Origin of the sequence: Corynebacterium diphtheriae, from assembly GCF_001457455.1 — a bacterium.
GTDB classification, from domain to species: domain Bacteria; phylum Actinomycetota; class Actinomycetes; order Mycobacteriales; family Mycobacteriaceae; genus Corynebacterium; species Corynebacterium diphtheriae.
The window spans coordinates 1,929,740-1,941,589 of sequence record NZ_LN831026.1 but is presented as its reverse complement, the minus strand read 5'-3'; the positions used below and the strand labels follow the sequence as shown (position 1 = coordinate 1,941,589).

At 56.1% G+C, this 11,850-nt stretch carries 12 protein-coding genes and 1 pseudogene; 7 read left to right on the top strand and 6 right to left on the bottom strand.

Features of this window, described 5'->3' with window-relative positions:
* Window positions 1-53: 53 nt before the first annotated feature.
* Window positions 54-1,118 carry a phosphoribosylformylglycinamidine cyclo-ligase gene (gene purM, locus AT687_RS09340; protein ID WP_014310775.1) on the top strand — a complete coding sequence of 355 codons (1,065 nt, stop codon included), beginning with the start codon at window positions 54-56 and terminating at the stop codon, window positions 1,116-1,118.
* A gap of 133 nt (window positions 1,119-1,251) precedes the next feature.
* Here purM and AT687_RS09335 read toward each other — a convergent pair whose 3' ends face one another.
* Both AT687_RS09335 and ygfZ read right to left on the bottom strand, forming a co-directional pair.
* A complete protein-coding gene (locus AT687_RS09335; RefSeq protein WP_003852791.1) occupies window positions 1,252-1,458 on the bottom strand; it encodes a DUF3073 domain-containing protein in 207 nt (68 codons plus the stop codon).
* Window positions 1,459-1,679: 221 nt separating this feature from the next.
* A complete protein-coding gene (gene ygfZ / locus AT687_RS09330; RefSeq protein WP_041740694.1) occupies window positions 1,680-2,741 on the bottom strand; it encodes a CAF17-like 4Fe-4S cluster assembly/insertion protein YgfZ in 1,062 nt (353 codons plus the stop codon).
* Window positions 2,742-2,836: 95 nt separating this feature from the next.
* On the opposite strand from ygfZ, the gene AT687_RS09325 reads away from it, so the two are divergent.
* Window positions 2,837-3,733 (top strand): aminodeoxychorismate lyase, encoded by an 897-nt coding sequence (locus AT687_RS09325; RefSeq protein WP_029589658.1) that lies wholly within the window; start codon window positions 2,837-2,839, stop codon window positions 3,731-3,733.
* A 6-nt stretch (window positions 3,734-3,739) separates the two neighbouring features.
* On the opposite strand, the gene AT687_RS09320 is transcribed toward AT687_RS09325, so the two are convergent.
* Window positions 3,740-4,387 (bottom strand): heme-binding beta-barrel domain-containing protein, encoded by a 648-nt coding sequence (locus AT687_RS09320; RefSeq protein ID WP_014302302.1) that lies wholly within the window; start codon window positions 4,385-4,387, stop codon window positions 3,740-3,742.
* A 69-nt stretch (window positions 4,388-4,456) separates the two neighbouring features.
* On the opposite strand from AT687_RS09320, the gene AT687_RS09315 reads away from it, so the two are divergent.
* Entirely contained in the window at window positions 4,457-5,479 is a 1,023-nt protein-coding gene (locus AT687_RS09315; RefSeq protein ID WP_021335174.1) for a diacylglycerol/lipid kinase family protein, read from the top strand.
* 39 nt (window positions 5,480-5,518) lie between these two features.
* Here the strand turns inward: AT687_RS09315 and AT687_RS09310 are convergent, their stop codons facing one another.
* Entirely contained in the window at window positions 5,519-6,322 is an 804-nt protein-coding gene (locus AT687_RS09310) for an LmeA family phospholipid-binding protein (RefSeq protein ID WP_014303814.1), read from the bottom strand.
* A 38-nt stretch (window positions 6,323-6,360) separates the two neighbouring features.
* On the opposite strand from AT687_RS09310, the gene mshD reads away from it, so the two are divergent.
* The 3 genes and pseudogenes from mshD to AT687_RS09295 all read left to right on the top strand — a co-directional run bounded on the left by mshD (window position 6,361) and on the right by AT687_RS09295 (window position 7,909).
* Window positions 6,361-7,272 (top strand): mycothiol synthase, encoded by a 912-nt coding sequence (mshD, locus tag AT687_RS09305; protein ID WP_010935426.1) that lies wholly within the window; start codon window positions 6,361-6,363, stop codon window positions 7,270-7,272.
* Between the two features lie 146 nt (window positions 7,273-7,418).
* Window positions 7,419-7,529: pseudogene (locus AT687_RS13545) on the top strand (phosphate ABC transporter ATP-binding protein); the annotation flags it as partial.
* A 167-nt stretch (window positions 7,530-7,696) separates the two neighbouring features.
* Window positions 7,697-7,909 (top strand): hypothetical protein, encoded by a 213-nt coding sequence (locus AT687_RS09295; protein ID WP_010935422.1) that lies wholly within the window; start codon window positions 7,697-7,699, stop codon window positions 7,907-7,909.
* 149 nt (window positions 7,910-8,058) lie between these two features.
* Here AT687_RS09295 and phoU read toward each other — a convergent pair whose 3' ends face one another.
* Complete coding sequence (gene phoU / locus AT687_RS09290; RefSeq protein ID WP_010935421.1) at window positions 8,059-8,811, bottom strand: phosphate signaling complex protein PhoU; 753 nt, start codon at window positions 8,809-8,811, stop codon at window positions 8,059-8,061.
* A gap of 18 nt (window positions 8,812-8,829) precedes the next feature.
* Window positions 8,830-9,975 carry a tRNA dihydrouridine synthase DusB gene (gene dusB, locus AT687_RS09285; RefSeq protein WP_014319302.1) on the bottom strand — a complete coding sequence of 382 codons (1,146 nt, stop codon included), beginning with the start codon at window positions 9,973-9,975 and terminating at the stop codon, window positions 8,830-8,832.
* Window positions 9,976-10,314: 339 nt separating this feature from the next.
* On the opposite strand from dusB, the gene AT687_RS09280 reads away from it, so the two are divergent.
* Entirely contained in the window at window positions 10,315-11,829 is a 1,515-nt protein-coding gene (locus AT687_RS09280) for an acetyl-CoA hydrolase/transferase family protein (RefSeq protein WP_014310767.1), read from the top strand.
* The last annotated feature ends 21 nt before the right edge of the window (window positions 11,830-11,850 follow it).

Below are 11,850 nucleotides of genomic sequence, written 5' to 3'. Positions count from 1 at the left end.
ATCACCACCTATACCTACACCCCAAACCAACATAAGGATTACAGGTCCCCCACATGACGGAAAAGAACGACAACGTTTCCTACGCTGCCGCAGGCGTGGATATTGAGGCCGGCGACAAAGCAGTCGAGCTTTTCGCCCCATTAGCCAAGAAAGCAACCCGCCCTGAGGTTCGTGGCGGCCTCGGCGGATTCGCCGGACTGTTCGCACTCGGCAAGTACCGTAAGCCGCTGCTCGCAGCAGGTTCCGACGGCGTGGGCACCAAGCTGGCTATCGCCCAGGCTATGGACAAGCACGACACCATCGGTATCGACTTGGTGGCAATGTGCGTGGATGACCTCGTTGTCTGTGGCGCGGAACCACTGTTCCTCCAGGACTACATCGCAATCGGCAAAGTTGTGCCAGAGCACGTGGCACAAATCGTGTCCGGCATCGCCGAGGGCTGCATTCAGGCTGGTTGCGCATTGCTCGGTGGCGAAACCGCAGAGCACCCAGGTGTGATGGAGCCTGAGCATTATGACGTTTCCGCAACCGCCGTGGGCGTTGTTGAAGCTGATGAGGTTCTCGGCCCAGACCGTGTGCGCAACGGCGATGTTGTCATCGCTATGGCATCGTCTGGTCTGCACTCCAACGGCTACTCCTTGGCTCGCCACGTATTGCTGGACAAGGCTGGTCTGCCTCTCGACGGCCACATGGAAGAATTCGACCGCACCTTGGGTGAGGAGCTGCTCGAGCCAACCAAGATCTACACCAAGGACTGCTTGGCGCTTGCCGACGAATGCGAAGTGCACACCTTCTGCCACGTCACCGGTGGCGGCCTAGCCGGCAACTTGGCTCGTGTGATCCCAGAAGGCCTTACCGCAGAGCTTTCTCGTGCCACCTGGACTCCTGGTCAGATCTTCCGCACGATCGAAACCATTGGACAGGTTCCTCAGGTTGAGATGGAAAAGACCTTCAACATGGGTGTTGGCATGGTCGCTGTTGTTGCTCCAAAGGACCGCGACCGCGCGTTGGCCATCTTGACTGCCCGTCACATCGACGCATGGGAGCTAGGCACCGTGCGCGCAACCGAAGGCGAGGAGCCTTCTGTCATCCTGACCGGCAACCACCCACGCTACTAAGCCGAAAATCGCTGTGAAAGCAGGGAGGCTGGCGCGACTACATCGGTAGCTGGGTCAGCCTCTTTTTCTGAAGCAACAAGTAACCCCCCTGAGTAGCACTCAGGGGGGGTTACTTAGCTCGGCTAAAGAAGAATTATTTTTCTTCCCAGTCGCCGTAATCGGCGTACTTGTCGGCTACGTCCTCATAGTCATCCACATAAGAGTCAGAATGGCTCTTGTTCGAACTTGGGGACTTCTGGGCCAGCTCCCTTTGCAGAGAGTCCAAATCCATATCTGGCGTGTTGTACTTAAGCTGGCGTGCAACCTTGGTCTGTTTAGCCTTCGCGCGACCGCGACCCATGGCATGACCCCCTTGGAGTGAACAGGAGAAGGGATGGGAATGTGTGCTTCTCCACTTAGCTATTTATACGACGTGTTTTTTCCTATAAGACACAATAGCCCGAAACGGAGCAATTTGTCGCACTGAGAGTGTACCGCACGCGAATTGTTCCCCCAACAAAGGCGTAGTTAAAACTTCACGCATGGGTATTTTCGCAGCTCACAACAAGGATGATAAATTTCTTACAGTCCACGCAATTTGTTGATTGCTACGCGTCCAGCTTTCTCACCATCGTCATGTGGCAGGGAGTCGGGGTCAATACTAAGCGCCACATCGTCACCAGCCTGCAAGGTGACAGACTTCAGCGCTGAACGCTTCACTACCGCAAGACCAATGGGGCCGAGCTCGAAATCATCAACCACAGTGCCAAGGAATCCCACCGTGCGACCACCGGCCGTAAGCGGCGCAGCAGGATGAGGCTGCTCGGGCGCGGAGCCGTCGATAAGCACCATGACAAGCACTCGTGGCGAACGCCCCAAGTTTTCCACCCGCCCCACAGTTTCTTGCCCGCGATAACACCCCTTGTTAAGATGCACCGCACCAATGTGGTCACCCCGTCCGATTAACGACGCCGCCTCATGCGGAATCGTTGTCGCATCCATGTCCAAACTCATCACGGGTTGCACAGAACGCACCCGCGCTGCGGTATAAGCCATCATGCCAGCCGGCTGGAAACCGTGCTCCTGCAAACTAGCCGCTACCGCCATGAGGCTGGCACGCGGAACCAGTATGTCGCGACGCGGCAACGAAAAATCAATAACAGGGCTAACCGCTAATTCCTCGGGGAGAGGAACGTCGACGAGTGCATCAAGATGCTGCGCACTGATAACACTGATCACTGCCGCGTCGATCACCTCGATAGTAACCTTCGACCAAAAGATCATCCGCGTGAAAAAGATGTGCAAGGATTCCAACTGAGCTGCAGGAACATGCACATAGAACACCTCATCGGTGGCGATGATTTCCATGTGGTGTACAACATGGCCTTGGATATCTAAATCCAACGCCTCACCAGCCCAAGGGTGAGGAAGATCGATAAGTTTTTGAGACACCAAGTTGTTCAAAAACACCGCAGCATCCTCGCCGCTTATGCACAGCACGCCGCGATGCGAACGATCCACAAACCCGCCGCTGCGTTCAAAGTAGCGCTGCTCTACTAGAGGTTGGCCGTAGTGCCAAGCGACACCGGTGTATTCGGGAATCTCGTTGCCACCTTGAGGCTCTGCCGCACCAGGCAGGTTCAAAAGGGGGCTGGAATATGTAGCGAGTGATTCAGGATTTGTCACAAAATAGATCGTACATCCCAAATGCGCGTGCTTCAGCGGGCATAATGAAGTACATGGCGACAGACACGTCTTCACCTAAGCATGAGCCCATCATCATTGCCGTTGAGCCCTATGGGGGATCGGTGCGCGATCACAGCCCCCTTCTGCCCTTAGTGTACTGGGATGATGCGGCCGTAACGCGTGGAGACGGCGTATTTGAAACGATCCTGTTTCGGCACGGTCGAGCATGCAACCTAGAACGCCATGCGCAGCGCTTCCGTGAATCTGCAGTCCTGCTGGATCTACCGGAGCCTCGACTGGACCACTGGGTGCATGCGACGTCGATGGCAGTGGAGAAGTGGTTTCAGCAGAGCGAGAGCGACGCAAAATGCGTGTGGACGTACACCCGTGGGCGTGCCAGCACCGGACATCCCTCGGCATGGCTCACTATTACAGCAGTGCCTGATTGCGTCATCGAACAGCGGGAACAAGGTGTGCGGGTGATGACAACCTCCCGTGGTTACCATATTGACACCAGCAACTGTGTGCCTTGGGTGGTCATCGGGGCTAAGACACTCAACTATGCGTCCAATATGGCCGCCTTACGCTGGGCGAAAAAAGAAGGCTTTGACGACGTCATCTTCACCGAACAAGATCGTATTCTTGAAGGTGCCACCTCAACTGTGGTGACCTTCCGCGGAAATAAAATCCGCAGCCCTTTCCCAGGTGGCGACGTGTTGCCAGGCACCACCCAAGCGGCGCTTTTTGATTATGCAACGAACCTAGGCTGGAACTGCAAACTCAAAGACATGGACGAGGTGTACCTCACGGAAAAGGCGGACAGCGTGTGGCTGATCAGCTCCGTTCGAGGTGCCACTCGAGTGCGGCGGATTAATGACATAAAACTGCCCCGACCAGACAACGAATCTGAGATCCGTGAGCTGATCGAGGCAGCACTGACAGCACTGTAGCTGTTATTAACCGATCACGCGGGATAGTTCTGCGGACATCCGTGGGCGCATCTCGCCATCGACCATGCGCTCATCTACCCATCCCAAGTTGTTGTTAGGCATCAAGCCGTAGAGGCGCTTGCCTGGACCAAGGGTTGCTGGGCCCTGTGCCGTAACCATGGTGGAAGCAGACTCGATTTGCCATGCGCGCTCGTTCATAGGCTCGCCGTAGAAGATCTCTGCCACACCAGTGGAGTGCGTAAGGACAACCTCGATTTCGTCTTTAAGGCTGATGCGCCAGAAGCCGGACTCGCGGTAATCCAAGTCGGTGGAGTTGCCTTCGTCGTCAAGCTTCCAGATACGCGACTCATAGGTGAGGTAGTTTTCGCCGTCGTGTGCGAAGGTAATCTGCTGGCCAAAGGCGTACTGGCCCTCTTCAGCAGTGTCCGCGTGCCCTGTGCCGCGCCACACACCAACGAGGGGGAGAAGTGCGAGAAGGCCATCGTGCAGGTTAGGGCCCTCGCGAAGGTTGGCGGTGTCATCAGGAATAGGTAGGTCGCCTAGGCCTGGAATGTTCCGGTGTGCGGATTCTTTCCACTGCTCGGCGGCACGGTTGACTGCGTCGTTACCGCTGAGCGCGGTGGGCTGTACTTCATCGTTGGTGTGTTCACTCATAGTCCACCAGCCTACTTGTTTGGATGGCATACACCACAAATGTTCGCGTTTGGCGATAAGGTGGGTGGCGTGCGCGCTCTTATTGTTAGCAACCCGAACTCGACGACGCAGTCCGCCGAGATGTTTCGGCATGTCATTCCAACATTGCGCGCAGTGCCTGGCCTGGAGCTTCGCGCCCAGATGACCCACTATGCGGGACACGCTCGTCACATGTGTGAAAACCTCACCGTAGAGGATTATGACGTCGTCATTGCCGTGGGCGGTGATGGCACGGTCAACGAGGTCATTAATGGCCTGCTAGGCGATCTACCTTCGGCCCCACCCGCGTTGGCGGTGATCCCTACTGGTTCTGCCAATGTGTTTGCTCGCGCGCTGGGACTTCCTGCGGATCCGGCACAAGCTGCTGAGGTGTTAGCGGACGCGCTGCACAAGGGCAGCACGCGCCGGATTAATTTGGGCAAGTGGGGATCGCAGTGGTTTGCGGTCAATGCGGGCTTTGGTATTGATGCTGATGTGATCGCATCGGTGGAAAGAGTGCGGCGTCGCGGATTTGCTGCGACGCCGCTGCGCTATGCTCATGCTGCGATACGTTCGTGGCTGAAGTTGCACCGGCATGCGCCTCGGATGAGTGTGCGAGCCATAAACCGCAATGGTGAGGAATTTGTGCATGACGATCTCCCCATTGTGATTGCTTCCAACACTAATCCGTGGACATTTTTAGGCCCGTTGCCTGTGGTGACCAATCCGCGTAATTCTTTTGATTTGGGTTTGAGCTTGTGGGCGATTACTGATCTTCGTGGCATTGGTGGTGTGGCTTCGATGGCACACCTTGTAGGTATCGGACACAATAAGGTCATTGCCGATGTGTTGCAGCGTCGTACGTTGATGTTTGATGATGCCACTGAGGTCAGCATCGTGTGCCACGAGAACCAACGCTTCCAAGCTGATGGCGAATATGTGGGCCAGTTTGATGAGGTGACGTTAAAAGCAGTGGCGGACGCTATTGAGGTTTATGCGCCGACGGAGCCGGTGAAACCAACTCCGTTATCCATGCTCAAAGTGGGTTTGAGTTTCTTCGATCCACGCTTGTGACGCACAGAGTTATTCCACGTTATTCCACGTTATTCCACGTTATTCCACAACCACTTTGTTGTTGGTAGAGCGCAGCGGCGAGAGGTCTTCGAGGCGAAGCGTGACGTTGCGTTCTTGGGCTTCGAATCTGATGGTGCCGCCTGAGAAGTACACGTAGCTTGCTTGGGCATTGATCGGCAGGGTGCGGGTGTTCAAGGTCCAGTCAAAGGCTGCGAGTATGTCTGCGTCGCTGGCGGTGTTATCGCCTCGGTCCATCACGGTGGTGGGGGTGAGGTAGAAGTCTTCGCCTTTTAGTCGCAGATCTGCTTGCACGGTGACTGGGCTGTGGAAGCCGTGGGGGGTGCCGCGCAGTTGAACTTCGCTGGCGTTGGTGCCGGCTGGTGAGATGTCGTAGGGATTAGATAGGTCGAGGTCGTCGATTCCTAGTTGTTTTCCTACGGCCACGGCATCGAATCCCACGTTGCGAGCCACTAGCTGTGCTTTGGCTCCGTCTACGCTGCCGCTGAGTACCTCACTGCGGCTAAGTTTGAGGTCGGTGACTGAGGTGCCAGCAACCAGCAGGCCGAAGTCTGCTACTTCCACGTCAGAGACGTTGACGGATATCTCTGGGACTTTTCCGGTAATCAGCGCCGCGGTATAAGGTACTCCGCCTACATACACGCTTGGGTTTTGATCGAGCTGTGCGTTGCTGCGAACAGTTTGGGAGATGCGGTGCTCCGCTCGGGCGGCGATGGCGGCGTCGATAGCCCACAGGATCAGGCCAACTGCGATGAAAAAGATGATGGTGATGAGCAGGGCGTGGGCGCCACGACGGCGCGCTCGGGGGTCGGAGTCGTTGTGCACTCCTTTATTTTTACCACTAGGTGCGTAGGGTGGGGCACATGAAGATGATTGAAACCTCCTTAGCTTCAGCCTCGGCGGCTTTGCGTGATCGTGTCGATGAGATTCTTGCGGCGGCGACCCGCGAAGATGGTTGCGCACCGTTGTCAGAAAGTTTTCTCAATGGCCTTCGGCGGGCTGACGATGGCCACGTGCATTCTTGTGTGATGGATAGCCACGACCAGGTGGTAGGGGTTGCAGCACGCGATGGGGATAGTGCTGAGGTGGTAGTGGATCCGGCATTCCGGCGCCAAGGCTATGGCAGCTTCCTTATCCGGCATGTGGTGTCCCAGGGGGTTAAGAATGTGTGGGCGCATGGTGATGGTGCGGGTGCAAAGGCGGTGGCAAAAGCACTGCAGTTGGAACAAACGCGTCAGTTGCTTGTGATGGCGGTCGAGGGGGATCGGCTTGTGGAGTCTGCGCAGTTGCAGGTTCCTAGTGGTTTTAGGGTGTTGGCGTTAAACGAGGCTTATGAGAGCATCCCTGATATTGAGCAGCAGTGGTTGCGTGTGAATAACGAGGCTTTTGAGTGGCATCCTGAGCAGGGTGGTTGGGATAGCGCTCGGTTGGCTCAGGCGCGTGATACACAGTGGTTCCGGGAATCTGATGTGTTGTTTCTTATCGATACCGCCAAGCGCACTGTTGCCGGTTTCCACTGGACGAAGCGCCACGGTGATCTGGCAGAAGGCGCCGATGGTGAGGTGTACGTTGTGGGCCTAGGAAGCGCTTATCGACGCCGCGGTTTGGGTGATTTGTTAATCCGCATGGGACTGCACCATTTGGAGTATGAACATGCGCGCCGTGTGATCCTTTATGTTGAAGGCGATAATGAGTCGGCGCGTAGGGCTTATGATGCCCTAGGTTTCCACGTGGTTGAATCCCATGTGACGTATTCTCCGCAGTCTTCTTCATAGCGAGCCGCTAGGGGAGTGGGGGGTAAAAACTAGAGAGGCATGAACTATCTATGTTCTGTTTTCTTGTTGTTCACATAGGTAGCACAGCAGGTATTGCACTGACAGGATGCTCGGAAACTGAATCGTCTTCTTCCGCTGCGTTTACTGGTGCGTCGGGCGAACTCGTCGCAGATGGTGCATATTCGCCTACTGCCACAATGTTTTCTACGCCACATTCTCAAGAAACTGAGGACTATATTTCCGGTCGATTCGGATAAAAACCGCAGGTCACAGGACTGTGTGAGAAAAGTTAACCGAGCGGCTGAGAAAGTTAACCTAGTGTTTACCTAAACGGCCCTTGGTGTCTACCTCGGGGTTCTAATCTAGGTCTCGTTGCCCGCCACCGTGGGCAGTAGAACAATCCTAGTAAAGCGAAGGACCTGTTATGTCGAGCACCGTCACCGCAACCAAGCTTGATCTTCCTACCGCAGATCAGCTGATGAACGCGGCCGATGTGGCATTCAACAACATGTATGCACAGCGTGAGCGTCGAGCATTCAACCTCGTAGATTTTCTCACCTCGCCTTTTAAGCGCATGGGTGTTCGCAGGGACGTAGCGCTGAAGGCCCCATCTGCATTGGGCGTATCCCACGCATAACCTGCAGCTAAGAAGTAAGCCTCTTGGATATCGGCATCCAAGAGGCTTTAGTCATTTTTGGGGGTGGCTCGGTATTTACTTCACACCAAATCGAGTGAAACTCGCTAGTTTTGCCGGATTTGGTGTGAAGTGTTGCGCAGCCTACCCCCTTAATCGGCTGGTTTGGGCCAGTCGTAGTTGGCGAATTGCTCTTCTAGTTGGGCGAAGCGGGCTTCCATCTCGTCGGGCTCGAAGCCGTCGTCACGCTTCTTTTTATATTCCTCGGGCATAAGACCAGTAGTGAGGTACACGATTTGTGCTGCCACGTTGACGGTGTGGTCGGCAAAGCGTTCGTAGTAGCGGGCGAGCAAGGTGACTTCCACGGCGGCGCGGGTGGAAAACGGCCATTCCTTTTTGGTGAGAAGTGTCATGATGTGTTCGTGGATGTCGTCGATGGCGTCATCGTCGGCGGCGAGCACGATGGCAACGTCTGCGTCGGGGTCGACGAGCACGCTGCGGGTTTTGTCTGACATTTCGGTGCACAGTCGTGCCATTTCGTGGAAGTATCCGCGGATAGGTTCTGGGACGACGAGGTCGGGGTGGCGTCGTCGCGCCATGCTGGCGATGTGCATGGCGAGTGAGGCCATGCGGTCGAAGTCCTCGATGATGTAGATGGAGGAGACGATTTGGCGAAGGTCGCGGGCGACGGGGGCTTCTAGGCTGAGAAGTTGGACGGCGCGTTTGGTGGCGCGGTTTTTTACTTCATCGAGCTCATCGGAGAGGGAGAGCGCGTGTTGGGCGGATTGGAGTGATCCTTCCAGCAGGCCTGTCGACGCCCCCTCTACCACGGCGGCGACGGTGTCGCACATGGTGATCAGATCTTGTGCAAATGCGTCTAGATGCTCTCGATACGTTGTGCGCATACAGCAACTATATAGGTGTTATCCGCCGGAGTGCATGATCTCAGCGCCTTCGGGCACCGTGGCGTCGTCGGGGTCGGCGAGCCAGCCGTCGGGGAGTGCAACTTTAGCGGGTGAGCCTTGGCGTCCGCGTGCGCTATCGGAGTCGGCTGCTAGGGCATTGGAGTCTGCGAAGGGGGCAAGCACCTCGCGGAGTTCAGCAAGCGAGTTGATCCTTGCGAGGGCGCTGCGGAATTCACCGCCTACGGGGAAGCCGCGCATGTACCAGCCCATGTGCTTGCGCATATCGCGGCTGGCTTTCTTTTCGCCGTCGTGTTCTGCCAAGAGTTCTGCGTGGCGGTAGATAATGCGGGTGACTTCGCCCAGTGTTGGCTCTGGTGGGAGTTCTTCGCCGCGCAGGGCTGCGGAGATTCCTGCGAATAGCCAAGGTCGGCCGAGGCAGCCGCGTCCGACGACAACGCCGTCGCAGCCGGAGGCGTCAAGCATGGCTTTGGCGTCTTCGGCTTTGAAGATGTCGCCATTGCCGAGGACGGGGATCCCGGAGTCACGCATGTGCTCTTTGAGGGTGCCGATAGCGTCCCAGTGGGCGTCGCCAGAGTAACGTTCGGCTGCGGTGCGGGCGTGCAGGGTTACGGCTGCGGCACCTTCTTCAGCGGCGATGCGGCCGGCGTCGAGGTAGGTGAGGTGGTCGTCGTCAATGCCCATGCGGAATTTTACGGTGATGGGGATGTCTGTTCCTTCAACGCCTTTGACGGCGGCTGCGACGATGTTGCCAAATAGTCGACGTTTGTATGGGAGTGCGGAGCCACCACCACGTTTGGTTACTTTGGGCACGGGGCAGCCGAAGTTCATGTCGATGTGATCGGCCATGTTGTTCTCTGCGATCATTTTGGCCGCTTTGTAGGTGTACTCGGGGTCAACGGTGTACAGCTGCAGGGAGCGAATATCTTCTTGCGGACCAAAGGTGGTCATGTGGAGTGTTTTCTCGTTGCGTTCCACGAGGGCGCGTGCGGTAATCATCTCGCAGATGTAGAGCCCCGATACGGTTCCGGTGCGTTCGAGTTCTTGTTCTCTACAGAGGGTACGAAACGCAATGTTGGTTACGCCTGCCATGGGGGCTAGCGCTACTACGGAGTCGAGTGCTAGGGAGCCGATCGTCAAAGTCACCTGCACTATTGTTCCCCCTTGGCTATGAGTGACACAAACGTGACATGAGGCTGCACACGTGCGATGTGGGGTGATAGGGCGAAATTGTCTGTTTGAACTGCGTAGTCGCTAAAAAATGGCCGAAAATTGCCCATGTGTGGGGGTGAAAAATGTACTTTAGTGAACTAGGCAACACGAAGAGAGGATCTTCGGTATTGTGGTGTCCGTAACTATATGCCGGTATCTCGGACGTTTTCACATTGAGGCGTTTAAAGTGCTGGTTATTAACCAAAAATCTGCCACATACTGCCTGCCTCTCCTTTGGCATGCACTGCGGCAGACGTTGTTGAGGAGGATTTAATGTCTGATCGTATTGCGAATGCTCAGCTTCGTGGCAAGGTTATGTCGGCTGAAGAGGCTGCGCAGTTTGTCAATCACGGTGACAAAGTAGGCGTGTCCGGCTTCACCGGCGCTGGTTACCCGAAGGCTTTGCCTACCGCTATCGCAGAGCGTGCTAAGGAAGCACACGCGCGTGGCGACGAATACATGATCGACCTGTTTACCGGTGCATCCACTGCACCTGACTGTGACGGTGTGCTCGCAGAGGCTGATGCCCTGCGCTTCCGTACCCCGTACCAGTCCGATCCAATCTTGCGCTCCAAGATTAACGACGGCACCACCTTGTACGCCGACTACCACCTGTCCGAGTCTGGCATCTACGTTGAGCAGGGCTTCTTTGGGCAGATGAATGTGGCTATCGTTGAGGCAGTTCGCATCACCGAAGAAGGCCACATCGTTCCATCCTCCTCTGTAGGTAACAACGTGGAATACCTCGACAACGCCGAGAAGATCATCATCGAGGTCAACTCTTGGCAGTCCGAGGAACTCGAAGGCATGGCGGATATTTACCGCATGAACAAGCTGCCTAACCGCCAGCCAATTCCGATTACCGAGGCCGGCCAGCGTATCGGTACCACCTACATCGACATCGACCTGTCCAAGGTTGTTGCCGTCGTAGAAACCGATGCCCCTGACCGCAACGCACCGTTTAAGCCACTGGATGAAACCTCCAAGCAGATCGCTGGACACTTCCTTGACTTCCTCGAAGGCGAGGTCGCAGCTGGCCGCCTGGCCTACGACGGCTACGTCATGCAGTCCGGTGTGGGCAACGTGCCAAACGCTGTGATGGCAGGCCTGCTGGACTCCAAGTTCGAAAACATCAAGGCCTACACCGAGGTGATCCAGGACGGCATGGTCGACCTGATCGATGCCGGCAAGATGACCGTCGCCTCCGCAACCTCTTTCTCGCTGTCGCCTGAGTACGCAGAGCGCATGAACGCAGAGGCAAAGAACTACGCCCAGAAGATCATCCTGCGCCCACAGCAGATCTCCAACCACCCAGAGGTTGTTCGCCGCCTCGGCCTGATCTGCACCAACGGTCTTATCGAAGCCGACATCTACGGCAACGTTAACTCCACCAACGTCACCGGCTCCCGCATGATGAACGGTGTCGGCGGTTCCGCAGACTTCACCCGCAACGGCTTCATCAGCTCCTTTATCACCCCATCGGTTGCCAAGGGCGGCGACATCTCCGCATTCGTGCCATTCGTCTCCCACGTAGACCACACCGAGCAAGATGTGAAGGTTCTCATTTCCGAGTACGGTTACGCCGACCTCCGTGGTCTAGCTCCACGTCAGCGTGTAGAAAAGATCATCGCTATCGCACACCCTGACTACCGACCACTTCTGCAGGACTACTACGATCGCGCCCTGGCTTTTGCCAAGGAAAAGAAGATCATGCAGACTCCACACCTGTTGGGTGAAGCGCTGAGCTTCCACCAGCGTTTCCAAGAGACTGGTTCCATGAAGAAGTAACCACCTCAACAACAAAAGGGT